The sequence below is a fragment of the Pseudonocardia sp. MH-G8 genome (assembly GCF_002262885.1).
In the GTDB taxonomy this organism is placed as follows: domain Bacteria; phylum Actinomycetota; class Actinomycetes; order Mycobacteriales; family Pseudonocardiaceae; genus Pseudonocardia.
Map to the genome: position 1 here is coordinate 431,565 of NZ_NKYF01000001.1, position 23,255 is coordinate 454,819.

At 73.0% G+C, this 23,255-nt stretch carries 24 protein-coding genes; 14 read left to right on the plus strand and 10 right to left on the minus strand.

The window, feature by feature from the left end:
* The first annotated feature begins 4 nt into the window (after positions 1 to 4).
* Positions 5 to 616, plus strand: a complete 612-nt coding sequence (locus tag CFP66_RS01960) for a hypothetical protein (RefSeq protein ID WP_094921387.1) — start codon at positions 5 to 7, stop codon at positions 614 to 616.
* On the opposite strand, the gene CFP66_RS01965 is transcribed toward CFP66_RS01960, so the two are convergent.
* The gene (locus CFP66_RS01965) at positions 617 to 1,882 is read right to left on the minus strand and encodes an MFS transporter (RefSeq protein WP_198961204.1); all 1,266 of its coding nucleotides are present in this window, start codon (positions 1,880 to 1,882) and stop codon (positions 617 to 619) included. It abuts the gene before it with no gap.
* Between the two features lie 235 nt (positions 1,883 to 2,117).
* Here CFP66_RS01965 and CFP66_RS01970 point away from each other — a divergent pair, with 235 nt between their 5' ends.
* The 4 genes from CFP66_RS01970 to CFP66_RS01985 are packed head-to-tail and all read left to right on the plus strand — an operon-like array spanning position 2,118 to position 5,665.
* A complete protein-coding gene (locus CFP66_RS01970) occupies positions 2,118 to 3,098 on the plus strand; it encodes an ABC transporter substrate-binding protein (RefSeq protein ID WP_198961205.1) in 981 nt (326 codons plus the stop codon).
* On the plus strand, positions 3,095 to 3,862 hold the full coding sequence (locus CFP66_RS01975; protein ID WP_094920011.1) for a trans-aconitate 2-methyltransferase: 768 nt from the start codon (positions 3,095 to 3,097) through the stop codon (positions 3,860 to 3,862). Before CFP66_RS01970 ends, CFP66_RS01975 begins: the two co-directional genes overlap by 4 nt.
* Positions 3,834 to 4,880 carry an iron ABC transporter permease gene (locus CFP66_RS01980; RefSeq protein ID WP_094920012.1) on the plus strand — a complete coding sequence of 349 codons (1,047 nt, stop codon included), beginning with the start codon at positions 3,834 to 3,836 and terminating at the stop codon, positions 4,878 to 4,880. The genes CFP66_RS01975 and CFP66_RS01980 overlap by 29 nt, the downstream gene beginning before the upstream one ends.
* Entirely contained in the window at positions 4,877 to 5,665 is a 789-nt protein-coding gene (locus CFP66_RS01985) for an ABC transporter ATP-binding protein (protein WP_094920013.1), read from the plus strand. The genes CFP66_RS01980 and CFP66_RS01985 overlap by 4 nt, the downstream gene beginning before the upstream one ends.
* Positions 5,666 to 5,698: 33 nt before the next feature.
* Here the strand turns inward: CFP66_RS01985 and CFP66_RS01990 are convergent, their stop codons facing one another.
* Positions 5,699 to 6,196, minus strand: a complete 498-nt coding sequence (locus tag CFP66_RS01990) for an Lrp/AsnC family transcriptional regulator (protein ID WP_094920014.1) — start codon at positions 6,194 to 6,196, stop codon at positions 5,699 to 5,701.
* A 137-nt stretch (positions 6,197 to 6,333) separates the two neighbouring features.
* Here CFP66_RS01990 and hppD point away from each other — a divergent pair, with 137 nt between their 5' ends.
* A complete protein-coding gene (hppD, locus tag CFP66_RS01995) occupies positions 6,334 to 7,527 on the plus strand; it encodes a 4-hydroxyphenylpyruvate dioxygenase (protein ID WP_094920015.1) in 1,194 nt (397 codons plus the stop codon).
* Positions 7,528 to 7,676: 149 nt separating this feature from the next.
* Here hppD and CFP66_RS02000 read toward each other — a convergent pair whose 3' ends face one another.
* A complete protein-coding gene (locus CFP66_RS02000; RefSeq protein ID WP_094920016.1) occupies positions 7,677 to 9,374 on the minus strand; it encodes a cation acetate symporter in 1,698 nt (565 codons plus the stop codon).
* The gene (locus CFP66_RS02005; RefSeq protein WP_094920017.1) at positions 9,374 to 9,658 is read right to left on the minus strand and encodes a DUF485 domain-containing protein; all 285 of its coding nucleotides are present in this window, start codon (positions 9,656 to 9,658) and stop codon (positions 9,374 to 9,376) included. The genes CFP66_RS02000 and CFP66_RS02005 overlap by 1 nt, the downstream gene beginning before the upstream one ends.
* 423 nt (positions 9,659 to 10,081) lie before the next feature.
* Here CFP66_RS02005 and CFP66_RS02010 point away from each other — a divergent pair, with 423 nt between their 5' ends.
* From CFP66_RS02010 to CFP66_RS02025, 5 genes are all read left to right on the plus strand, one after another.
* Complete coding sequence (locus CFP66_RS02010) at positions 10,082 to 10,831, plus strand: GAF domain-containing protein (protein WP_094920018.1); 750 nt, start codon at positions 10,082 to 10,084, stop codon at positions 10,829 to 10,831.
* Positions 10,832 to 10,850: 19 nt separating this feature from the next.
* Positions 10,851 to 11,024: a hypothetical protein gene (locus tag CFP66_RS47775; RefSeq protein WP_158228001.1), complete on the plus strand. Its 174-nt coding sequence runs from the start codon at positions 10,851 to 10,853 to the stop codon at positions 11,022 to 11,024.
* Positions 11,025 to 11,102: 78 nt separating this feature from the next.
* Entirely contained in the window at positions 11,103 to 11,792 is a 690-nt protein-coding gene (locus CFP66_RS02015) for a response regulator transcription factor (protein WP_094920019.1), read from the plus strand.
* Complete coding sequence (locus CFP66_RS02020; RefSeq protein WP_094920020.1) at positions 11,789 to 12,823, plus strand: ATP-binding protein; 1,035 nt, start codon at positions 11,789 to 11,791, stop codon at positions 12,821 to 12,823. Before CFP66_RS02015 ends, CFP66_RS02020 begins: the two co-directional genes overlap by 4 nt.
* A gap of 20 nt (positions 12,824 to 12,843) precedes the next feature.
* Positions 12,844 to 14,421, plus strand: a complete 1,578-nt coding sequence (locus CFP66_RS02025) for a DUF4153 domain-containing protein (protein WP_143517075.1) — start codon at positions 12,844 to 12,846, stop codon at positions 14,419 to 14,421.
* Positions 14,422 to 14,434: 13 nt separating this feature from the next.
* Here CFP66_RS02025 and CFP66_RS02030 read toward each other — a convergent pair whose 3' ends face one another.
* Together CFP66_RS02030 and CFP66_RS02035 are read right to left on the minus strand one after the other, a co-directional pair.
* Complete coding sequence (locus CFP66_RS02030) at positions 14,435 to 15,310, minus strand: phosphotransferase family protein (protein WP_198961206.1); 876 nt, start codon at positions 15,308 to 15,310, stop codon at positions 14,435 to 14,437.
* 10 nt (positions 15,311 to 15,320) lie between these two features.
* Positions 15,321 to 16,715 carry an AAA family ATPase gene (locus CFP66_RS02035; RefSeq protein WP_233159076.1) on the minus strand — a complete coding sequence of 465 codons (1,395 nt, stop codon included), beginning with the start codon at positions 16,713 to 16,715 and terminating at the stop codon, positions 15,321 to 15,323.
* 37 nt (positions 16,716 to 16,752) lie between these two features.
* Here CFP66_RS02035 and CFP66_RS47780 point away from each other — a divergent pair, with 37 nt between their 5' ends.
* Genes CFP66_RS47780 through CFP66_RS02045 form a run of 3 tightly spaced genes read left to right on the plus strand, consistent with a single transcriptional unit; the run spans position 16,753 to position 19,609 of the window.
* Positions 16,753 to 16,893 (plus strand): hypothetical protein, encoded by a 141-nt coding sequence (locus CFP66_RS47780; RefSeq protein WP_158228002.1) that lies wholly within the window; start codon positions 16,753 to 16,755, stop codon positions 16,891 to 16,893.
* Positions 16,894 to 16,916: 23 nt separating this feature from the next.
* A complete protein-coding gene (locus tag CFP66_RS02040; protein ID WP_094920022.1) occupies positions 16,917 to 18,968 on the plus strand; it encodes an NAD(+) synthase in 2,052 nt (683 codons plus the stop codon).
* Positions 18,965 to 19,609, plus strand: coding sequence for a vancomycin high temperature exclusion protein (locus CFP66_RS02045; protein ID WP_233159077.1), 645 nt, complete (start codon positions 18,965 to 18,967; stop codon positions 19,607 to 19,609). The genes CFP66_RS02040 and CFP66_RS02045 overlap by 4 nt, the downstream gene beginning before the upstream one ends.
* 12 nt (positions 19,610 to 19,621) lie before the next feature.
* On the opposite strand, the gene CFP66_RS02050 is transcribed toward CFP66_RS02045, so the two are convergent.
* The 4 genes from CFP66_RS02050 to CFP66_RS02060 all read right to left on the minus strand — a co-directional run bounded on the left by CFP66_RS02050 (position 19,622) and on the right by CFP66_RS02060 (position 23,247).
* Positions 19,622 to 20,908 carry an HNH endonuclease signature motif containing protein gene (locus tag CFP66_RS02050; protein WP_094920024.1) on the minus strand — a complete coding sequence of 429 codons (1,287 nt, stop codon included), beginning with the start codon at positions 20,906 to 20,908 and terminating at the stop codon, positions 19,622 to 19,624.
* A gap of 848 nt (positions 20,909 to 21,756) precedes the next feature.
* Positions 21,757 to 21,882 carry a hypothetical protein gene (locus CFP66_RS49855; RefSeq protein WP_255413808.1) on the minus strand — a complete coding sequence of 42 codons (126 nt, stop codon included), beginning with the start codon at positions 21,880 to 21,882 and terminating at the stop codon, positions 21,757 to 21,759.
* A 132-nt stretch (positions 21,883 to 22,014) separates the two neighbouring features.
* The gene (locus CFP66_RS02055; RefSeq protein ID WP_233159078.1) at positions 22,015 to 22,659 is read right to left on the minus strand and encodes a class I SAM-dependent methyltransferase; all 645 of its coding nucleotides are present in this window, start codon (positions 22,657 to 22,659) and stop codon (positions 22,015 to 22,017) included.
* Positions 22,660 to 22,698: 39 nt separating this feature from the next.
* Positions 22,699 to 23,247, minus strand: a complete 549-nt coding sequence (locus CFP66_RS02060) for a pyridoxamine 5'-phosphate oxidase family protein (RefSeq protein ID WP_094920025.1) — start codon at positions 23,245 to 23,247, stop codon at positions 22,699 to 22,701.
* Between the last annotated feature and the right edge of the window lie 8 nt (positions 23,248 to 23,255).

Sequence of the window (23,255 nt, forward strand, 5' to 3'; positions counted from 1 at the left end):
CGATGTGACCGGCGAGGGGGTTCGGCTCGGGGTCGAGGCCGCGCGTGCGCTGGCGCGGACCGGTTGCTGCGAGTTCGGTCCGGGGCTCACCGACGCCGAGTTCGCGCGCATCGAGCACGAGCACAGCTTCGAGTTCGCCGACGACCACCGCGCGTTCCTCGCCACCGCACTACCGCTGAACGGCCCGCACCTCGAGGAGGAGGGCGTGATCCGGACGCGCGATCCGTGGCCGCAGTGGCGCGGCGGCGACCCCGACGACCTGCGCCTCCGGTTGAGCCGTCCGGTGGACGGGGTGCTCTTCGACGTGCAGCACAACGTGGTCTGGCATCACAGCTGGGGGAAACGTCCGGCCGACCCGGATCTGGCACTGGAGATCGCCCGGGTGCAGCTCGCGCGGGTGCCCCGGATGATCCCGGTGTACGCGCACCGGTGCCTGCCCGGCGGCCGCGGGACGTTCGGCCACCCGGTCCTGTCGATCTGGCAGACCGACATCATCTACTACGGGATGGACCTGGCCGAATACGTGCACCAGGAGTTCGGCGGCCCGGGGCTGGACCGGACGGACGAGCGGTGGCAGCCGCGGGGCACCGTGCCCTTCTGGCTGGACTTCTTCTGACTACGCTGCGCGACAGCGGGCCACCGGGAGCGACCTGCCCAGACGCGCGAGCGGGGAGAGCGCCAGGACCAGCGGCGACAGGGCCAGGCCGATCGCGGCCACCAGCAGGCTCGTGCGCAGTCCCCAGTGCTCGCCGAGGTACCCGCCGCACAGCGATCCGAACGGCATCAGCCCCATCCCGACGAAGTTGATGGTGGCCACGACCCGGCCCTGCACCCGCACCGGGGTGACGGCCTGCCGGACGACCGCGGTGATGATGTTGACCACCTGGCTGCACGCGCCGAACACGAAGTTGATCGCCATCAGCAGCAGGACCGCGGCGACACCCGAGCCGTGCACCGCCGGGACGCACATCAGCACGACGTCGGCCAGCGCCGCCGAGGACACCAGCACGACGCCGTAGCCGAACCGGCGGGGCAGGCCCGCGGACAGCAGGGAGCCCAGTACCGCGCCCGGCCCCATCGCCGCGAGCACCAGACCGACGACCGCACCCGACAGGTCCAGGGTCCGCACCAGGAACAGCAGGTAGACGGTCATCAGGGCCGCGAAGCAGAACTGGTAGGCGGCCGAGGCGAGGCCCACCGCGCGCAACGAGGGGCTGCGGGCCACGAACCGGAGGCCGTCGCCGATCTCCCGCCAGATCCGGGTGGGGCGTTCGCCGGGTTCCGGTATCGGTTCGCGCCGGCGGATCCCGCGCAGCGACAGGGCCGAGACCGCGAAGAGCGCGGCGCTCGCCAGCGCGGCGGTCGAGGCCGAGAGCAGCGACACCAGCGCCCCACCCAGCGCGGGCCCACCGATCTGCGCGGCGGACCTGCTGCTCTCGAGAGCGCTGTTGGCCTGCATCAGCTGATCGCGCGCCACCAGCCGCACGAGGGACGCGTGGTAGGCCACGTCGAAGAACACCGTGAACACGCCGACCGCGAACGCGACGACGAGCAACACCGGCATCCCGAGCAGGCCGAGGACGGCCGAGACGGTGATCGCGGCCAGCAACGCGGCGCGCCCGACGTCGGCCAGCACCATCACGGTGCGCGTCCGCCACCGGTCCACCCAGACGCCGGCCAGCAGCGAGAACAGCAGGATGGGGGCCTGCTCCACCGCGCGCAGGACACCCACCTGGTCGGCACCGGCGTCGAGGGCCACCACCGCGACGAGCGGCAGGACCACCCGGCCGGCGTGCTCCCCGACCTGCGAGGCCGTCTGGCCTGCCCAGAGCTTGCGGAAATCACGGTCGCGCCACAGGCGCACGGGAGGAGCAGACGGCACGGGGACCCCTTGACGTGGTGCGCCACCACCCGACGCGCCACGAAGGCGCACCGGGAGCAGCGCAAGGAGGAGTTCGCTGTGCCGTGGACGGGACGGCACGCGGTGACAGGTCGCTACGACCTAGGACGTCAACGCGTGCGGGGTTGGCCGGGCATCTCTCAGCTCCTCGGGGGTCCTGCTGCCCCGAGGCTAGCCTCCCGCCGGGCCGTGGAGGAAGCAGGTTAGAGTCCTGCTCATGAAAATCGTTGCCACCTGGATGGGCGTGGCATCGGTGGCGGTGATGGCGCTCGCCGCGTGCGGGGGTGCGCCGGTGCCGGCCGCGGCCGGCCCGGGCGCGGCCACCACCGTGCAGAGTTGCGGGCAGACCCTCGCGTTCGCCGCACCGCCCCAGCGCGCCGTCGCGCTCGAGCAGAACGCCACCGAGATCATGCTGTCGCTCGGGCTCGCGGACCGGATGGCCGGAACGAGCTACCGGACCGACCCCGTGCTCGACGAGCTCGCCGAGGCCTACGCCGGCGTGCCCGTGCTCGCCGAGCAGTACCCCGCGCGCGAGGCGCTCCTGGCCGCCGAGCCCGACTTCACCTACTCGACGTTCGCGTCGGCCTACGCGCCCGAGGCCGCCGGCTCCCGCGAGGATCTCGCCGCGCTCGGCGTGCCGGCCTACCTGTCGGCCCACAGCTGCCCGGACCGGGCGCCCGGGCCGGTGCCGTTCGACGCGATCATGCAGGAGATCACCGACATCGGCACGGTCTTCGGGGTGCCCGAGCGCGCCGCGGCGCTCGTGGCCGAGCAGCGGGCGCGCCTCGCGGCGGCCACGGGCACGAGCACGCCCGAGCGGTCGGTCCTCTGGTACTACTCCGGCACCAGCACGCCGCACGTCGCCGGCTCGGGCGGGCTCGCGGCCACCATGAGCGAGGTCGTCGGCGTCCGCAACGCGTTCGACGACGCCCCGCAGGCCTGGGTGGAGGGCAGCTGGGAGGAGATCGCCGAGCGCGACCCGGACGTGTTCGTGCTCGCCGACCTCACCCGGGGCGGCGACGGCGACAGCGCCCAGTCGAAGATCGATTTTCTGCGCGCGCACCCGGTGGCGTCGCAGCTGCGCGCCGTCCGCGAGGGCGCGTTCATCGTCGTTCCCGGCTCGACGCTGGACCCGTCGATCCGGAGCGTGTCCGCGGTGGAAGCCGTGAGCGCGGGACTTCAGGAGGTAGGAACATGAGCGCACCGACGACCGACGCCACCCACCGGCGTCTGCTCGAACGCTGGGAGCTGCAGCAGGCGGCCTACGTCGCCCACCGGGAGAACCGCTTCGAGGTCATGCTCGACGTGCTGGCCCTGCACGGTCCGGCCGCCCCGACGGTCCTCGACCTGGCCTGCGGGCCGGGATCGATCTCCGACCGGGTGCTGCGCCGGTTCCCCGACGCCACCACCGTGGCCGTCGACTACGACCCCGTGCTGACGCGCGTGGCCGAGGAGGCCCTGGCCGGCCACGGCGGCCGCGCCACCGTCCTCGACGTCGACCTCGCCCGGCCCGGCTGGTCGGACGCGCTCGGGGGACGGCGGTTCGACGCGGTGCTGAGCTCCACGGCGCTGCACTGGCTCGCGCCCGGCCGGCTGCTGGCCGTCTACGAGGAGCTGGGCCGGATGCTGGCGCCGGGCGCGGTGTTCCTCAACGCCGACCACCTGCGCTTCGACGACCGGGCGCCGACCCTGCGCGAGATCTCGGCCGCCCACGACCGGCGGTGCCAGGACGAGGCCTTCACCGCCGGGGTGCCGGACTGGCAGGGCTGGTGGGCCGAGGCGGCGCAGCTGCCCGACCTGGCCGAGCTGGTGGCACTGCGCGAGCAGCGCTTCGCCGACCGGCCACCCCAGCCCCACTCCCCGCTGGACCTGCACCTCGCCGCGCTGCGGACCGCCGGGTTCGCGGAGGTGGGCACGGTGTGGCAGTACCTCGATGACCACGTCGTCTTCGCGCGTCGCTGAACCCCGCCGCGCGGCGGTGGTCGCCGTGGCCGGGTCGGTGGCGCTCGTGCTGTCGATCGCGGTGGCGGTGACCCTCGGTTCGGCGGACCTGGCCGTCACCGACGTGGCCCGGTCGGTGCTGGTGCACCTCGGGCTGCCGCTGCGCCCGCTCCCCCCGCTGCACGACGGCATCGTCTGGCAGCTGCGGATGCCGCGGGTGCTGCTCGCCGTGCTCGTCGGCGCCGGGCTCGCGGTGTGCGGGGCGGTCCTGCAGGCCCTCACCGGCAACCCGCTGGCCGACCCGTACCTGCTCGGCATCTCCTCGGGGGCGTCCACCGGAGCCGTCGCCGTGCTCGTGCTCGGCGTCGGCGCCGGCGCCGGGGCGTTCGCCCTGTCCGGTGGCGCCTTCCTCGGCAGCCTCATCGCGTTCGCGACGGTGCTGGCGCTGGCCGGGCGGTCCTTGGTGAGCTCCACGCGGGTGGTGCTCGCCGGCGTCGCCGCGTCGCAGCTGTTCGGCGCGGTCACCAGCCTCATCGTGATCACCTCGGCGGACGCCGACGCCACCCGCAGCGTGACGTTCTGGCTGCTCGGGTCGCTCGCGGCCGCGGACTGGACCACGGTGCTCACCTGCGCCGCGGTGGTGGCCGCCGTGCTCGCCGCCTGCTGGTCGGCCGCGCTCGCCCTCGACGCGTTCGCGTTCGGTCAGGAGGCCGCCGCGGCGCTCGGGGTGCCGCCGGCGCGCACGCAGCTGCTGCTGTTCACCGCCACCGCGCTGGCCGCCGCCGCGCTGGTGGCCGCGAGCGGCGCGATCGGCTTCGTCGGGTTGGTCGTCCCGCACGCGGCGCGGTTCCTCGTCGGGGCCGGGCACCGCAGGCTACTGCCGGTGTGCGCGCTGCTGGGCGGGGTGTTCCTGCTGTGGGCCGACACGGCCGCCCGGTCGGTGTTCGCACCCCAGGACGTGCCGGTCGGGGTGGTCACCGCGGTGGTCGGCGTCCCGGTCTTCGCGGTGATCCTGCGGCGCAGGCGGACCGGGTCGTGAGCATCGACGCGCGGCGCGTCCGCTGGTCGGTCGGCCGGGACGTGCTCGTGCTGGACGGCGTCGACCTGGACGTCGCGGCCGGGGCGTTCGTCGGGCTGCTCGGCCCGAACGGCTCGGGCAAGTCCACGCTGCTGCGCCTCCTCGCCGGGGTCCACCGACCCGACGCCGGGGCGGTCCGGCTGGACGGGCGCGATCTGCGCGAGCTCCCCCGCCGCGCCGCCGCCCGGCGGATCGCCCTCCTGGCCCAGGAGAGCGCCACCGAGGTGGACATGACCGTCCTGGACGCGGTGCTGCTCGGCCGGATCCCGCACCGCGCGCGCTGGGGCCCCCTCGCCGCCGACGACGTGCGCCGCGCCGAGCACACGCTCGACCTGCTCGACGCCGGGGCGCTGCGCGACCGGCGGTGGTCGGAACTGTCGGGCGGTGAGCGCCAGCGCGTGGCGATCGCCCGCGCCCTGGCCCAGGACCCGGACGTCCTGCTGCTCGACGAGCCCACCAACCACCTCGACGTCCGCCACCAGCTCGCCGTGCTCGAACTGCTCGCGGCGAGCCCGCGCACGGTCGTCGCCGCCCTGCACGACGTGGGCCTGGCCGCCCGCTACTGCGACGCCGTGGCCGTGCTCCACGAGGGCGCCGTGCACGCCGCCGGGCCGCCGGCACAGGTGCTGACCCCGGAGCTGCTCGAGAAGGTGTACGGCGTAGGCGCAGAGATCACGACGGGCAGCGACGGCAGGCCCCGCATCCACCTCACCGCACTCCCCAGCACCTTGGAGCCTTACTGCTGATTTCTGCGAACAGCAGTGAGGCTCCAAGGTGCATCAGTCGCGGTATGCGGGGGCGCGCGCTGGGCCCGTGCGGGGGTGCATCTGCAAGAGGGGCAGGACCCTCGGCGCCACCACCGTCGACAGGACCACCATGCTCGTGGAGCGCGCGATCGTCGGGCTGCGGCCCAGCGCGAGCAGGGTGTCCTGCAGGTCCTGGTGCGAGGAGGCGCCCAGCCGGCAGAGCAGGTCCGCCGAGCCGGTGATGGCGTAGGCCTCCAGGACGGCCGGCAGGGCGGCGAGCTCCGCCGCGACGTCCTCCAGCTCGCCCTGCGCGATCTCCAGCGTCGCGAACGCCTGCACCGGGTAGCCCGCCGCCGCCAGGTCGACGTCGGGCCCGTAGCCGGTGATCACGCCGACGCGTTCCATCCGGTCCAGCCGCGCCTGGACCGTGCCGCGTGCGACGGCCAGGGTGCGCGACAGCTCCAGCACGCCGGCCCGCGGGCTCGCCCGCAGTGCCGTGAGCAGATCGAGGTCCAGCGCGTCGAGCTCCATCTGCGCAGACTGTACAGCTGACCGCCGGTTCCGGCGCGCAATCCGATCAGGCCGACCAGCTGCGACGAGAGTACTTGCGCAGTACATCTGCCATGAGCTGTCCTGGGCCGAGCCGACGACGCACCCGGGAGGCCACGATGAGCATCGACCAGACCCTCACCAGCCAGGAGCGCCTGGCCGAGCTCGACCTCGACCAGCTGCAGCAGCTCGTCGGGCTCGTCGAGTACGACGAGGCGGGCGACCCGTTCCCGGTGACCTGTTGGGACGCCGTCGTCTGGGCCGTCGGCAACGCCACCCAGGCCGCCGCCTTCTACCAGCTGGCCTTCGGCATGGAGCTGGTCGCGTACTCCGGGCCGGAGACCGGCAACCGCGACCACCACTCCTACGTCCTGCGCTCGGGCGCCGTCCGGTTCGTGCTGAAGGGCGGCGTGGACCCGGCGAGCCCGCTGCTGGAGCACCACCGCCGCCACGGCGACGGGATCGTCGACATCGCGCTCGAGGTGCCCGACGTCGACCGCTGCGTCCGCCACGCACGCGCGCAGGGCGCCAGGGTGCTCGAGGAGCCGCACGACGTGTCCGACGAGCACGGCACCGTGCGCGTCGCCGCGATCGCCACCTACGGCGAGACCCGCCACAGCCTCGTCGACCGCTCCCGCTACACCGGTCCGTACCTGCCCGGCTACATCGCCCGCACCTCGGGCGCACCGAAGCGCGAGCGGCTGTTCCAGGCCCTCGACCACGTGGTCGGGAACGTCGAACTGGGCCGGATGGACGAGTGGGTGGCGTTCTACCACCGCGTCATGGGCTTCACGAACATGGCCGAGTTCGTGGGCGACGACATCGCCACCGACTACTCCGCGCTGATGAGCAAGGTGGTCGCGAGCGGCAACCACCGGGTCAAGTTCCCGCTCAACGAGCCCGCCGTGGGCAAGAAGCGCTCGCAGATCGACGAGTACCTGGAGTACTACGGCGGCCCCGGCGCCCAGCATCTCGCGCTGGCCACGAACGACATCCTGCGCACGGTCGACGCGCTGCGCGGGGCCGGTGTCGAGTTCCTCGCCACACCCGACTCGTACTACACCGACCCGGCGCTGCGGGCCCGCATCGGCGAGGTCCGGGTACCGATCGAGCAACTGCAGGCCCGCGGCATCCTCGTCGACCGCGACGAGGACGGCTACCTGCTGCAGATCTTCACCACGCCGATCGGCGACCGTCCCACCGTCTTCTTCGAGCTCATCGAGCGGCACGGCTCGCTCGGCTTCGGCAAGGGCAACTTCCAGGCCCTCTTCGAGGCGATCGAGCGCGAGCAGGCCAAGCGGGGCAACTTCTAGCCCGACTCAGCGGGAGCACTGCATGATCGGTCCGACGATCACCGCCGGAAGGTTCTTCATGGTCACATCGACACCGGGGCTGTGGGATCTCGCGGCGACAGCCCTGAAGTCGACCTGATCATGAAACCGGCCCGTGCCGGGTCCACTCGCTAGACCATGATCTTGGGGAACGGCATCGTCTTCGGCGCCGCCGGCTTCTCCGAGCCGGCCCCGGTGAGCGCCCGCACCTCCATCTCGGCGTGCCGGGCGGCGGCCCGGTCGTCCTTGCGGCCGAGGAACGTGCCGACGACACCGAGCAGGAACGACGCGGGGATCGAGACGAGGCCGGGGTTGGCCAGCGGGAAGATCGCGAAGTCGGCGCTCGGGATCATCGCGGTGGAGCTGCCCGACACCGCGGGCGAGAGCACGATGAGCGCCACGCTGATGCCCAGGCCGCCGTAGATGCTGCACAGCGCGCCCGCGGTGTTGAACCGCTTCCAGAACAGCGAGTAGAGGATCGTCGGCAGGTTCGCCGACGCCGCCACCGCGAACGCGAGCGCCACCAGGAACGCCACGTTCTGGTTGCGGGCCAGGATCCCGGCCGCCACCGCCACCACGCCGACGAGCACGGCCGTGCGGCGCGCGACGCGTACCTCGGAGTCCGGCGATGCGGTGCCGCGCTTGAGCACGTTGGCGTAGACGTCGTGGGCGAACGACGCCGACGCCGTGATCGTCAGGCCCGCGACGACCGCGAGGATCGTGGCGAACGCGACCGCCGAGATGATCCCGAGCATGAGCTCCCCGCCGAGCTGGTAGGCCAGCAGCGGTGCCGCGGAGTTCGTGCCGCCCGGCGCCGAGGCGATGCGCTGCGCGCCCCCCGGCACGAGCGCGGCCGCGCCGTAGCCCAGGACCAGCGAGAACAGGTAGAAGATGCCGATCAGCCAGATCGCCCACACCACCGAGCGCCGCGCCTCCTTGGCGTTGGGCACCGTGTAGAAGCGCATCAGGATGTGCGGCAGGCCGGCCGTGCCCAGCACCAGTGCCAGGCCCAACGACAAGAAGTCGATCTTCGCGAGGTCGGACGCACCGAACTGCAGCCCGGGGATCAGCAGCCGCTCGCCCAGCTCCTTGACCTCGCCGGAGCTCGTCTCCATCGTCGGGTTGGCCTCGACCGCGTCACCGAGCAACGCGGAGAGGTCGAACGCGTAGCGGCCGAGCACCCACGCCACCATCGTCGCCGCGCCGACGAGCAGCAGTCCCGCCTTGATGATCTGTACCCAGGTGGTGCCCTTCATCCCGCCCACGAGCACGTAAGTGATCATCAGCAGGCCGACGACGGCGATCACGATGCCCTGGCCGAGGGTGTCGCTGTTCGGGATCTGCAGCAACAGCGCGATCAACGCGCCCGCGCCCGCCATCTGCGCGAGCAGGTAGAAGAACGACACCACCAGCGTGGAGGTCGCCGCCGCCGCACGCACCGGACGCTGCCGCATCCGGAAGCTCAGCACGTCCCCCATCGTGAACTTGCCGGTGTTGCGCAGCAGCTCGGCAACCAGCAGCAGGGCCACCAGCCACGCCACCAGGAAGCCGATCGAGTAGAGGAACCCGTCGTAGCCGTTCACAGCGATCGCACCCGCGATCCCGAGGAACGACGCCGCCGACAGGTAGTCACCCGCGATCGCCACGCCGTTCTGCGGGCCGGTGAACGACCGGCCCGCCGCGTAGTAGTCCGAGGCAGTGCGGTTGCCCCGGCTCACCCGGAACACCACCACCAGCGTCACCAGCACGAACGCGGCGAACACCGTGATGTTGATGATCGGGCTGCCGATCTGGTCCGGCGCCGGTGCCTCCTGGGCGAGCAGGGACATCAGTAGCCCTCCATGCGCGTGCGGATCTTCTCCGCGACGGGGTCGAGCCGGGTGTCGGCGTACCGCACGTACAGCCCGGTGATCAGGAACGTCGTGACGAACTGCAGGAGCCCGACCACGATCCCGACGTTGATGTTGCCGAACACCGGTATCGCCATGAACTCCGGCGCGTAGGACGCCAGCAGGACGTATGCGAGGTACCAGAGCATGAAGGCCGCGCTCATCGGGAACACGAACCGGCGCAGCCGCGAGCGGAGCTCGGCGAACTCCGGCGTGTCCTGCATCTGCTCGTGGACCGTTCGTTCATCCCGATAGTTCAGGGATCTCACCCGGCACCGTCCCCATCTCCGCGACGCGACTGCTGCGACCTGCCTGCAGCCCGGTGCAACGACCGCAGCACCACCCGGTTCCGCGGCACCGACCCTGCAAGATCGAACTCCGGGCACGGTCGGCAGCCCCCGGACATCCGGGGCGACCCGACCGGGTGAAGATACGAGGGTCGCGGTGGTCGGCGTCACGCAGTACCCGACGTAAGACCACGTGGTGTAGCCGAAACCCGGCGTTCGCCCGCACTCGCCCTCCATTCGGGTGGACACGAGCGTCCTGACGAGCGACACGCCGGTACCACCGCGTGAACGTCGCGCGCTCGCGGGCGTCCGGTCGAGTGCTGGCTACGCTGGCCCGACCCCGGGGGGACGGTGACAGGAGTGACGGAGCGGTTCCGGGCGGCGGTGCGGCCCGTCGCCGTCATCGCGGCCACCGCGGCCTGGGTGATCGGCGCGTTCCTCAACCAGCTGTCCGGGTGGTCGCTCACGCTCACCGTGGCCGCCGGCGCGGCACTCACCGCGCTCGCCGTCGGGCTGCCGCTGCGCGCCGAGCACAACGCGCGGGCCCGCGCCGGCACCGCCGAGCAGATCGCCGAGGACGCCGGCGCCCGCATCCAGCTCGTGCTCAACGACGCGATGGAGCCCCTCACCTACCTGATCGGCCGGATCGTCGACATGCGCGGCTGGTCGCGCAGCCGCGAGCTCGGCGACCTGCAGGGCCAGGCCAAGGCCGTCGTGCTCTCCGCCGCCGCCGAGGTGCTGGGCGCCGACCGGCTGCGCTCGTGCTTCTTCGCGCGCGTCGAGGACCGGCTCGTGCCGTCCGGGTTCCACGGCCGGGCCGAGGCGCCGCGCAGCACGTTCGAGGCCGGCACGCCGCTCGGCGACTTCGCCCTCGACATGCTGGCCCGTCGCGAGGACCTGTTCTGCGCCGACACCCACGCCGCCTCCCCGCCCGGCTGGGCGCCCGGCGGGCACGCCTACCGCACCTTCGTCGCGGTGCCGGTGGCCACCGAGTCGCGGGAGTTCGGGATCCTCACCGTCGACGGCCTGCAGGTCGGTGATCTCACCGAGGCCGACGTCGCCGCCGTCCGCGTGCTCGCCCGCCTGTTGGCGGTCGCCCTCGGCGCCTGACCAGCGCTACCCTGGTGGCGTGGCGAAATCCGTGAGCAACGGCGACGACGCGCAGCGCGCCCGGTTGGCGCGCCTGCTGCGCGACCCCGCCACCTACTTCGCCGACGCCCGCCGCCAGGCCCACGAGCAGGCCAAGCGCCTGGTCGAGGCCCGCCTGGACGCGCACGGCGAGCCCTCCCCCGGCCACCCGTAGCTGCCGGCCCGGGGGCCTTCACAGGATCTCCACATCACGCACCGCTGACCTCCACGATCGGCGTCTAGGTTCAGCGCCATGAGCGAGGGGCGCCGCCGGGTGCTGGTGGTGGACGACGAGCCGACCATCGCGGGATCGATCGCGGCACGGCTGCGGGCCGAGGGCTACGCCGTCGACGTGGCGCACGACGGCCCGGCCGCGGTGGCGCGCTTCGAGGCGGGCGAGCCCGACCTCGTCGTGCTCGACGTGATGCTCCCCGGCTTCGACGGTCTCGAGGTGTGCCGGCGCATCCAGGCGCACCGCTCCGTCCCGGTGCTCATGCTCACCGCCCGCGACACCGAGACCGACCTGCTCGTCGGCCTGGCCGTGGGCGCCGACGACTACCTGACCAAGCCGTTCTCGATCCGCGAGCTCGCCGCGCGGGTCGGGGTGCTGTTCCGGCGGGTCGACCGGGCCGGCGAGCAACGAGCCACCGACCCGCGCATCGTCCTGGGCGACCTCGAGATCGACCCGGCGCAGCGGCGGGTGCTGCGCGCCGGCGCGCCCGCGCACCTCACGCCCACGGAGTTCGACCTGCTGGTGCACCTCGCCCGCCAACCGCGCACCGTGCACCCGCGCGAGGCGCTGCTCGCGAGCGTCTGGGGTTGGCAGGACGCCACGGCCACCCGTTCCGTCGACAGCCACGTGAAGGCGCTGCGCCGCAAGCTCGGCGCCGACCTGATCCGCACCGTGCACGGGGTCGGCTACGCGCTGGAGGTCCCGAGGTGAACAAGCTGGGCGCGTTCGCCGATCTGCTCCCCCGCCCGCTCGACCCGCTGCGCTCGATCAAACTCAAGATCAGCATCCTGCTCCTCGGGTCCGGTGCGGCCGGGATCGCCTACCTGTGGCAGGAGTACCGCTGGCTGCCGCCGCTCTCGACGACCTTGATCGCGCTCGCGATCGTGCTGCTCACCGCGCAGGTGCTCGCCCACGGCATGACCCGGCCGCTGCGGGAGATGACGGCCGCGGCGATCGCGATGGCCCGGGGCGACTACACCCGGCGGGTCCGCGCCACGTCGAAGGACGAGGTCGGAACGCTCGCCGAAGCGTTCAACCGGATGGCCGCCGACCTCGCCGCGGCCGATCAGCAGCGCCGCGAGCTCATCGCCAACGTCTCCCACGAGCTGCGCACCCCTATCGCCGCCCTGCAGGCCGTTCTGGAGAACGTCGCGGACGGCGTGGCCGAGCCGGACCCGGCCACGCTGCGCACCGCGCTCGCCCAGACCGAGCGGCTCGGCACGCTCGTCACCGAACTGCTCGACCTGTCGCGGATCGACGCAGGCGCGCTCACGCTCGCGCCGGAGGTCATGGCGCTCACCCCGATGCTCGACGAGGCGGTGGCCGAGGCGCGCGTCGCGGCCGGGGTGGCCGGACGCGACGTCGGGTTCCGGCTGGACGTCGACCCGCCGCAGCTCACGGTGCGCGCCGACCGCGGGCGGTTGCACCAGGTCGTGGTCAACCTGCTCGACAACGCCGCGCGACACGCGCCGCGGGGAACCGACGTCCACGTGGTGGGACGCCGAGAGGGAGGGGAGCTCGTGCTCGAGGTGCGGGACGAGGGACCGGGGATTCCCCCGGAGGAACGCGACCGGGTGTTCCACCGCTTCACGCGCGGCGAGCGCGCCGTCGGCGGGGGCACCGGGCTGGGCCTGGCCATCGCCCGCTGGGTGGTGGAGCTGCACGGCGGGCGCATCGCGGTCGCCGACACCCCTGCCGGAGCGGGCTGCCGCATCCGCGTGACCCTGCCGGGGCGGTCGTGAGCGGGGCGGCGGAACGTCCGGTGCTGAAGCCGGGCGCCAAGCCGATCACCGGACCGGGCGCCGTGTCGACCGTCGAGCCCGTCGCCGAATCGGGCGGGACCGCGGTCGCGGTGGCCACCCCGGCGCAGGCCCTCCCCGCGTTGCCGGTGCGGGGCACCGACTTCTTCCCCGGTTGGAGGGGACCGGCGGTGCCACCGTCGTGGCCCGTGTTCGGCGCCGCGGCCGCCGTGGGGGCGACGGTGGCGGTTGCCGTACCGCTGGGCCGACCGGGCCTGGGCTGGTTCGTCTGCGCCGTCGTGGGCGCGGTGGCGGTGGTCGCGGTCGGGCGGCACGTGCGCCGCGGCGCCCCGGACCGGCCCGCGTGGCGCGCCGACACCGTCGACGCCGCGTGGGGGCTCGCGGCCGTCGGCCTGGCGGGAGTCGCCGCGGTACGGGACGCGCCGTGGCTCGTGGCGCTGTGCCTGCTCGCGGCGCTCGCCGCGGCGTCGATCGCCATCGCCGGACGGCATTTCCGCAGCATCGCGTTCGCCGCGATCGCCGTCGCGCTGGCCGCCGTCCGGGCCCTGCCCTGGGCAGGCCGTGCCCTGCGGGAGGCCCGCCGCAGCGCCGGCAGCGCCCGCACCGTCATCTCGGCCCTCGTCGGCCTGTGCCTGCTGGCGGTGTTCGGCCCGTTGCTGGCTTCTGCGGACCCGGCGTTCGGCCGGCTCCTGGACGACCTGCTGCCCACCGTCGACGCCGCGCACCTGATCCGCTGGGCGGTCCTGTTCGCGCTCGGCGCGGGGGCGCTGCTCGGCGCCGGGTTCCTGCTGCTGGGCCCGCCCGCCCCACCGACCGCGCACCCGGCCGCGCCGTTGCCGCTGCGCCGCGTCGAATGGGCGTTGCCGATCGGGCTGCTGGTGGGGCTGTTCGCCCTCTTCGTCGGCGTGCAGTTCGCCACCCTGTTCGGCTCCGACGCCCACGTCGTGGCGACCACGGGGCTCACCTACGCCGAGTACGCGCGCAGCGGGTTCTGGCAGCTGCTCGCGGTGACGGTGCTGGCGCTGGGCGTCGTGCTGCTCGCGTCCCGGTTCGCACCCGCACCGAGCGCGGCCGACCGCGCCTGGAAGCGGGGCCTGCTGGGCGCCCTCACCGCCCTCACGCTCGTGATCGTCGCGTCCGCGCTGAGCCGGATGTGGCTCTACCAGGAGGCCTACGGGTTCACGACGCTGCGCCTGCTCGTGCTGGCCTGCGAGCTGTGGCTCGGTGCCTGCTTCCTGCTGGTGCTCGTGGCGGTGGTGCGACTGCACGCGAAGCCGCTGGTGCGCGAGATGGCGGCGGCCGGCCTGGTCGCGCTGCTGGCGCTCGCCGTGCTGAACCCGGACCGGTTCATCGCCGCGCACAACGTCACCCGGCACGCCCTCACCGGCGAGCTCGACCAGATCTACCTCGCCACGCTGTCCGCCGACGCGGTGCCTGCGCTGCTCGAGCTCCCGCAGCCGCAACGCTGCGACACCCTCACCCGCATCGCCACCCGACTCGCCGAACCCGACGCGGACTGGACGAGCTGGAACGCCGCCCGTGCCGCCGCCCGCGACGCGCTCGCCGACGTCCGCTGCTGACCCGCCCCGGCCGCTACCCCGGGAACAGCCGGGCCATCGCCTCCATCGCCCCCGCGACGTAGGCCCGGCGCCCGGTCTCGATGCCGTGCTCGAGGTCCTCGAGCAGCCGGCAGCGGGCGTAGAACGCGGCGCGCTCGCGCAGGCCGGGCACGTCCGCGCCGCCGGACGGGTAGTGGGCGAGCGCGGCGTCGAGGCCGTCGGCACCGAGGTCGCGCAGCACCAGGCCGAGGTCGAGCGCCGGATCGGTGATCGCCGCGTCGGCCCAGTCGATCACGCCGGTGACCGCACCGGAGGCGGGGTCGACGAGCACGTGCTCGACGCCCAGGTCGTTGTGGGAGAAGACGGCCTCCGGCGACGCCTGCGGCGGCGGGGCGGCGAGCAGCAGCGCCTCGACCGCGCGATGGTGGCGCATCGGCACCCGGGCCGCCACCGCCTCCCAGGACCCGGCGGCCTCGCGCAGCCACAGCCCGGGTGCGGTGTCGTCCACCTCCACGAGCGGGGCGACCTCCTCGCGGGGCACCGCGTGCAGGACGGCCAGCAGCCCGCCCAGCGCGGCCGCCACCGGCAGCCGGAGTGCGGCCCGTACGGCGGGCGGCACGTCCAGCAGCGGCACCCCGGGCAGCAGCGGATAGGCCAGGCACCCCCGCTCCGCCACGGTGAGCACCGGGCGCGGCACGGGCACCGGCGACCGCCGGGCCACCAGCTCCAACACCCCCGCCTCGCGCACGACGCGCTCGGGGTCGGCACCGGTGGCGAACCGGACGACGAGCTCGCCGTCGACCAGGAAGGCGACGTTGTCCAGACCCGCGCCCAACGGCTCGACCGAACGAGCGGCGACGGCGGGCAGGTGCTCCGCGAGCACCGTCCGGACCACCTCCGGGCCGACCACGCCGCCGGCCCTACGCCGCGGGGGCGCCGCCGAGCAGCGCCCGGGTGAGCGTCGAGCGCTCGTCGGTGAGCTCGGCCAGCGCCTCGTCGAGCACGGTGCCCTCGAGCGTGACCGGCGCCGCGGCGTCGATCCGGCGCACGACCGCGCGCCGCACCAACTCGCGCATGTAGGACGCGGTGACGCCCTCGGTGGCGGCGACGACCCGGGCCACCTGCGCTGCCTGCAGCGGCAGGCCGCGGGCGTAGAGCCGCAGCAGCAGCTCCCGCCCGTCGGCGTCGGGACGCGGCACCTCGACGGCGAGGTCCACCCGCCCCGGCCGGTCGACGAGCGCCCGTTCCATATCCGCCACCCGGTTGGTGGTGAGGATGAACGTGACGTCGGCGTCCGCGTCGACGCCGTCGATCCGGTTGAGCAGCTCGAACAGCAACGGCGTGCTCTCGTGCGTGCCGCGGTCCTCGGCGATGAGATCGACGTCCTCGATCACCAGCACCGCGGGTTGCAGCCGCCGGACCAGGGCGGTGGCCTGCGGCAACAGCTTCATCGCCCGCCCGGACAGGATGACGACCGTGTATCCCCGCAGGCGACCCAGCAGGTAGCGCACGGTGTGGGTCTTGCCCGTGCCCGGCGGGCCGTGCAGCAGCAGGCCGCGCTTGAGGTGCTGGCCCAGCTCGACGAGCCGCATCGTGTGTTCCGCCGAGCGGACCACGTGCCGCTCGATCACGTCGAGCACCCCCGCGGGCAGCACGACGTCCTCCACCGACAGCTCGGGACGGGGCAGGAACGACACCATCTCGTTGCCGCGGTGCTCGTTGACGTCGAAGAACAGGACCGCGCCGCGCAGCACGTCGCGCTCCCGCGCGAGGCGTTCCACCTCGTCGCGCACGGCGGTGGCCACCTCGCGGTCGTCGGCGAGCACCCGCAGCTCGCACACCGGGTCGCCGAACTGCTCGTACCCGCCGCGCAGGCCGATCACGACCGGGCGCCCGTCCGGTGCGACGGTGGGGACGTACCCCAGCTGCACGACGTCGACGACCTCGTCCGGCCCGGCGGTCGCCGTGGCGTACTCGACGGCGCCCAGCACGTACATGCCGTGTTGCTCCGCGCCGGCGAGCATCCCCATCAGGTCCTCGTGGCCGCGGGCCATCCCCGCCACGCCGAACCACTCCGCCTCCGGCGAGTGCGCTGCCAGGTACGCCTCGACGCCCTTGTGCAGGGTGACGTGCTCCCACATCGGCAGCTGCAATGCGACGCTCGGCAGATCCGCCAGCGGCACCCCCACGTGGTCGGTGACCCGCCGTACCAGCGCCGCGCCGCGCCCCGGACCCAGCTGTCGCCGCGCGTCGTCCAGGAGCCGGGTGAGCGCCTGCGCCAGCCCGACCGCGTCCGTCTCGTCGATTCCCCCCACGGCCTCGATCCTGGCACGCCCGGGCTGATCGCGGGACATGCTCTCGGCGGGCCGGATCGTCGAGCTGTTCGACGAGGTGGGGGGACCGATCGATGATCCGACGGATCTGCACGAGGATCTGAACAGCGGCTTCCCGCCATCCGCGACCGCGGCGGAGGACGGCGTCCTGCACGTCTGATCCCGCTCCGGCAGACTCGCCTCGTGGACTTCCGCTCCCCCTACCGCCACGGCTTCCTGCGGGTCTCGGCCTGCACCCTCACGACGACCATCGCCGAACCGGCCGCGAACGCCGAGGCGGTGCTGGCCGTGGCGCGGGAGTGCCACGACGACGGGGTCGGGCTCGCGGTCTTCCCCGAGCTGACCCTGTCGGGCTACTCGATCGAGGACATCCTGCTGCAGGACACGCTGCTCGACACCGTCGAGCAGGCGCTGGCTCACGTGGTGGCCGGGTCGGCCGACCTGCTGCCGGTGCTCGTGGTCGGGGCGCCGCTGCGCCACCGGCACCGCGTCTACAACACGGCCGTCGTGATCCACCGCGGGCGCATCCTCGGGGTCGCGCCGAAGTCGTACCTGCCGACCTACCGGGAGTTCTACGAGCGGCGCCAACTCGCGCCGGGCGACGACCAGCACGGCACCGTCCGGGTCGGTGGCGTCGACGTCCCGTTCGGCCCCGACCTGCTGTTCGAGGCCGAGGACGTGGCCGGGTTCGTGCTGCACGTCGAGGTCTGCGAGGACATGTTCGTGCCGATCCCGCCCAGCGCGGAGGCCGCGCTCGCGGGCGCCACCGTGCTGGCCAACCTCTCCGGCAGCCCGATCACCGTGGGGCGCGCGGACGACCGGTGCCTGCTCGCGCGATCGGCGTCGTCGCGCTGCCTGGCCGCGTACGTGTACTCCGCCGCGGGCGAGGGCGAGTCCACCACGGACCTGTCCTGGGACGGCCAGACGATGATCTGGGAGAACGGGGTGCTGCTCGCCGACACCGAGCGCTTCCCGAAGGGCGCGCGGCGGTCCGTGGCCGACGTCGACCTGGACCTGCTGCGCAACGAGCGGGCCCGGATGGGCACCTTCGACGACAACCGTCGCCACCACGCCGCGCGGCTCGACGGCTTCCGCCAGGTCCCGTTCCGGCTGGACCCCCCGGGCACGGACATCGGGCTGCGCCGCGAGATCGAGCGGTTCCCGTTCGTCCCCGCCGACGAGTCCCGGCTGGAGCAGGACTGCTACGAGGCCTACAGCATCCAGGTCTCCGGCCTGGAGCAGCGGATGCGCGCGATCCACCAGCCCAAGATCGTCATCGGCGTGTCCGGCGGGCTGGACTCCACGCACGCGCTGATCGTGGCGGCGAAGGCGATGGACCGGGAGGGCCGCCCGCGCAGCGACATCCTCGGCTTCACGCTGCCCGGCTTCGCCACCGGCGACCGCACCAAGGGCAACGCCACCCGGCTCGCGGAGGCGTTGGGCATCACCTTCACCGAGCTCGACATCACCGAGACGGCGCGGCTCATGCTGAAGAACCTGGAGCACCCGTTCTCCGAGGGTGAGCCGCTCTACGACGTGACGTTCGAGAACGTGCAGGCCGGGCTGCGCACCGACTACCTGTTCCGCGCGGCCAACCAGCGCGGCGGCATCGTGCTCGGCACCGGCGACCTGTCCGAGCTGGCGCTGGGCTGGTCCACCTACGGCGTGGGCGACCAGATGTCGCACTACAACGTCAACGGCGGGGTGCCGAAGACGCTCATCCAGCACCTCATCCGCTGGGTGGCCTCGACGGAGCAGTTCGACGAGGTCGTGAGCGCGGTGCTCACCGACGTCCTCGACACCGAGATCAGCCCGGAGCTGGTGCCGACCGGCGAGGACGAGGAGGTGCAGAGCACCGAGGCGAAGATCGGGCCGTACGCGCTGCAGGACTTCTCCCTGTTCCACGTCCTGCGCTACGGCTTCCGCCCGTCGAAGATCGCCTTCCTCGCCTGGCACGCCTGGCACGACCCGCAGGCCGGCGACTGGCCGCCCGGGTTCCCGGAGGACGAGCGCCCGTCCTACGGGATGAGCGAGATCAAGCACTGGCTGGAGGTGTTCGCGCAGCGCTTCTACGGGTTCAGCCAGTTCAAGCGCTCGGCGCTGCCGAACGGGCCGAAGGTCTCGGCCGGCGGGTCGCTCTCGCCGCGGGGCGACTGGCGGGCGCCGTCGGACATGTCCGCGACGATCTGGCTTCAGGAGATCCACAGGGAGATCCCGGCAGACTGGACCTCGTGAGCCGGAGATTCTGGTCCCTCGCCGTGCTGCTGGCGCCGCTGCTCGTCGCCACGCCACTCGCCTGGTTCGCCGTGTCCACCGACGGCAGGCGGACCACGGCCGACCGTGCCGAGGCACGGCCCGTCGCGATCGTGCTCGGCGCGGGGCTGCGCCGGGACGGAGACCCGACCCTGCTGCTCGCCCGACGCCTGGACGTGGCGGCCGACCTGTACCACCGCGGCACCGTCGACGCGGTGCTGGTCACCGGCGCCGACGAGGAGCCCGACGCCATGCGCCGGTACCTGCTCCGCGCGGGCGTCCCCGCCACCAAGATCGTCGAGGACGCCGCCGGGTTCCGCACCTGGGACTCCTGTGTACGGGCGCACGAGGTGTACGGCGTGCGTTCGGCGATCGTCGTGACGCAGGCGTTCCACCTGCCGCGCGCGGTCGTGCTGTGCCGCGCCGCGGGGATCGACGCCGTCGGCGTCGGCGACCCGAGCATGCCGGCACGTGGCACCGCCACGGTGTACGGCTGGGTGCGGGAGGTTCCGGCCGCGGTCAAGGCCCTCGGCGACGCGCTCTTCCGACCGGCACCGCAACAGCTCGGGTCACCGACCACCGCGCTCGCGGACGCCGTGCTCGCGCCGCGGTCGACGTCCTGACTCCCGCTCGTCTCACGACGACACGGACGAGGCCGACCGGCGGGGCAATTGCTCCGGGTCGATCCATTTCGGCGGGATGAACTCCGGTAACCCGTCACGGATCCGCACCACCCATCCGGAATCGTGGATCAAGCGGTGGTGGACTTTGCAGAGACTCACCAGGTTGTTCAGTTCGGTGGGTCCGCCGTGCTCCCACTCCCAGATATGGTGGATTTCGCACCACGACGGCGTCCGGTCGCAGCCCGGGTGCGCGCATCCACGGTCCCGGGCGGTGACCGCCCGGCGTAGTCCGTCGGGGATCACGCGAGTGGAGCGTCCCACGTCCAGGGGCTGTCCCGCGCCGTTCATGACGATCGGTACGACGGCGGCGTCGCAGGCCAGCATCCGTAGCGAGGTGGGGCTCATGCGGCCGCCGAAGTCGAGCATGGCCGAGCGGGCGCGGGTTTCGAGGTCCTCGAGCCGGATCAACACGTTGAGGTGCGGCCGCCGCCCGCCGGTGTCGGGGAGGGTGGCGTGGTCGGCGTGGGCGAGGACGAACCCGCAGGCGTCGGCGAGGGCTTCGGCCTGACGCTGCCCGGTCGAGCGTTGATCATCGCGGCCGAGCGGCTTGGCCTTGGCGTCGATGACGGTGGCGATCGCATCGAACATCGCCGCATCGTCGAACTGACCGCTGATCGTGCCGCCCGACCCGTCGCGACGCTTACGGACCTGCAGCCGGTTGACCGGCTCCGGCGGGTTGTCATCAGGCTCGGGGCCGTCGCCGTCCAGGGCTTCCAGGAGCTGGGTGCCGATCTTGCGTAGTTGCCCGGGCGAGTACTCGCCGGCCATACCGGCCAGTTGCTCTTCCAGCCCCGCCCGTTGCCAGTCGGTGATCCGCCTGGCTTCGGGGGTGCCCAGCAGGGCGGCGATGACTTCGACGTGGCGCAGGCCTGCGTGTCCGGCGGCGAACGCCTTCCCGGTGGCGGGGAGGCGGGCGGGCAGCACGGTGCCGTCGAGCCCGATCTGCTCGCACGCCTGCTCGGCGGCCACGACGCGGCGGCGGGCTTCGTAGGAGTCGCAGCCCAGAAGGTCGGTGAGTGCGCCTTCGGGTTTGCGGTAGCCGCGTTCGGCGAACGTGCCGCGCCGTTGCAGCGCGGCGGTGGTGGAGACGGTGAGGTGGTCGTGCTGTCGGGACATGCCTTCACCGATGGTGAGCACCGACAGCAGTTCCGCGTCTGAGGTCAGGGGGTTTTCCGCGGCCTGCCGGAATGCGTCGAACGCCTCTTGGAGGTGTTCGTACGCGGCGGCGACTGCGGACATTCCTCCAGTTTAGTCGAACACGTGTTCGATAGCATGGGTCTGTTCGGGTGGTTCACCGTGTGCAATAGTGAACGTTGCACGCCCGAGATGATCGGCATGACAGAACAACGAGTGTTGGCCGGCCCCTTGCCGCGAACGTCATTTGTCGGTGTGTCAGCGGCGATCCTGCTCTGCCTCGTAGTCCGGGTTGCAGTGGGCGCGCCGTCCCCGACTCGAGACTTCCTGCCCCATCCCATTTCCAGGTCTCACGCGCAGTCGGTCCGGTGGCGAGCCCGACCTCCGTGCCGAGGGTGGCCGGGTGGGGTACAAGCAACGAATATCGTGGTCGACCGGGCAGTCGTCCCCGACGCGGGCCCAGGCCTGTTCCGGACGAGCCCGTGGTGGCCGGGTCTGTGCCCACCTGGCTGTGGTGCCGTTCTCGAACCACTTCGAAACGGCCTTGACCAGCGGGACGAGGACCTGAGCCGCACCACTTCACTGCAGGTCCCTGTCCCCCCGGGCACTGGAGGTCGGCACGCCGTCGCTCTGACCAATGATCATCGATAAGGGTGTGGAACGGGACCACCGCAAGGTGGGCACCCACCTGGCAGCGACGGACTCGCCCAGAACAGGCCTGGGCCCGCGCCGGGAACGGCTGTCCACCCAGCCCGGATATTCGGCAGTTCCGCCAACCCGGCCACCCCACCAACGGAAAGGGGCAGCGGAACGCACCCGACTACGCCGAAGACCAGGACAGGGGTGCGGGACAGTGGCTGCGAGCCGGGGACGGCGCGCCCACAGGTGTTTCCATGACCATATAGACGTGAGGAGGGTTGGATCTTCCCCGAATCCCTCTCAGGTCTATCTGATCATGAAAACGGCGTCCGCGAAAGCGTTACGCCGACCGCGTCGACCTCGAGCAGTACCTGGCCTGCCGCCGGAACCGGTTCACACCAACCACGCTCCTCGGACGACTTGACGATCACCGTGAGCACGGGGATCTCCTGGTCGGCCGCGTATCCAGCATTTCCGGCCGACAGCAGCGGCCACACCCGCGAGGCGGACGTCAGCGCCCGACCTGACCAACGCCCGCACCCCACGGGCCGTCGATCCCGCCCGCGCGGGGGTCAGACCGGGCGCCGCGCCACGAGCAGCATCTGCGGGCGCAGCGCCGGCGGCTGCGCCGGCAGCCGCAGCTCGGCGACCACCTCGAGACCGGCGTCGACCAGCATCCCGGCCAACTCCTCGGGGCGATAGAGGTGGGTCGTCCAGGACACCGGCAGGCCGCCGTAGCCCTCGGTCCGCGCGATGTCGCCGTCGCCGACGTGCGTGCCGACCACCGTCTGACCGCCGGGGACGAGCGCCTCGGCGAAGGTCCGCAGCACGCCGGGCAGCGCCTCCCGCGGGAGGTTGAACAGCGACCACCAGCCGAGCACGCCGCCGAGCGAGGCCGGCACGAGGTCGAGCTCGGTGGCCGAGGTGACGGAGAACCGCAGGTGGGGATACTGCCTGCGGGCGTGCTCGACCATGCGCGGCGACAGGTCGACGCCCGAGGCGTCCAGACCGAGCTCGGCGAGGTGTGCGGTGACGGTGCCGGGGCCGCAGCCGACGTCCAGGACCGGGCCGAGGCCGCGGACGGACTCGGCGAACGCGGCGAGCACGGCCCGCAGCCACGGCTCCGCCTCCAACCGGCCGATCATGAGTTCCGCGTAGGCATCGGCGACCCGGTCGTAGGACTCGCGGACCGTCTCGAGGTCGGAGGGCTGCTGCACGGGGGCACCCTACGCACCGCTACCCGGCGCGGCGAGGGTTCAGCGCGGCGGCGCCGCCGCCCCGTCGAGCCCGGCGAGGAGTCGTTCCGGTTCGCTCGCGTAGACCGTCATCCAGCTCGGGCGCAGCCGGAAGAAGACCACGTCGGACCAGTCGAACGCGTCGTCGCCGTAGACGCCCCGCAGGTACTCGTCGATCTGCGGCCAGTCCGGTGCGGCGGGGCCGTCCACCGGGTTCAGCGTCTCGGCGACGCCGTGGACGAAGACGCCCAGTTCCTCGCCCCGCAGGTGCGCCACGCTCGCCGCGGGCCGCGCGTTCAGGTGCCGCGCCTTCGCCGCGCCCCTGCTCGTGCCGAACACCCAGCGGCCGTGCAGGAGGTGGCCGTCCACGGCGCTCACGCGCGGCTCGCCCTGCGCCGTGACGGTGGACAGGACGAGGACGCACATCCCGGTGAGCACGCGCACCACCTGCTCGGCGCTCAGGCTGCGCTCGCCCGGAGTGATGATCGAGCGCAGGTGCGCGGTCGACCGCGCGAGCGACTGGTCGATGAGGGTCTGCAGTTCCCGGATCTCCGGCTCGGTCTCGTACACGGGTCCAG

Excerpts from the sequence above, each read along its gene's own strand:
- CFP66_RS01970 (WP_198961205.1), top strand. The coding sequence starts at position 2,118 with ATGAAAATCGTTGCCACCTGGATGGGCGTGGCATCGGTGGCGGTGATG.
- CFP66_RS01975 (WP_094920011.1), top strand. The coding sequence starts at position 3,095 with ATGAGCGCACCGACGACCGACGCCACCCACCGGCGTCTGCTCGAACGC.
- CFP66_RS01980 (WP_094920012.1), top strand. The coding sequence starts at position 3,834 with ATGACCACGTCGTCTTCGCGCGTCGCTGAACCCCGCCGCGCGGCGGTG.
- CFP66_RS01990 (WP_094920014.1), bottom strand. The coding sequence starts at position 6,196 with ATGGAGCTCGACGCGCTGGACCTCGATCTGCTCACGGCACTGCGGGCG.
- hppD (WP_094920015.1), top strand. The coding sequence starts at position 6,334 with ATGAGCATCGACCAGACCCTCACCAGCCAGGAGCGCCTGGCCGAGCTC.
- CFP66_RS02000 (WP_094920016.1), bottom strand. The coding sequence starts at position 9,374 with ATGTCCCTGCTCGCCCAGGAGGCACCGGCGCCGGACCAGATCGGCAGC.
- CFP66_RS02005 (WP_094920017.1), bottom strand. The coding sequence starts at position 9,658 with ATGCAGGACACGCCGGAGTTCGCCGAGCTCCGCTCGCGGCTGCGCCGG.
- CFP66_RS02015 (WP_094920019.1), top strand. The coding sequence starts at position 11,103 with ATGAGCGAGGGGCGCCGCCGGGTGCTGGTGGTGGACGACGAGCCGACC.
- CFP66_RS47780 (WP_158228002.1), top strand. The coding sequence starts at position 16,753 with ATGCTCTCGGCGGGCCGGATCGTCGAGCTGTTCGACGAGGTGGGGGGA.
- CFP66_RS02050 (WP_094920024.1), bottom strand. The coding sequence starts at position 20,908 with ATGTCCGCAGTCGCCGCCGCGTACGAACACCTCCAAGAGGCGTTCGAC.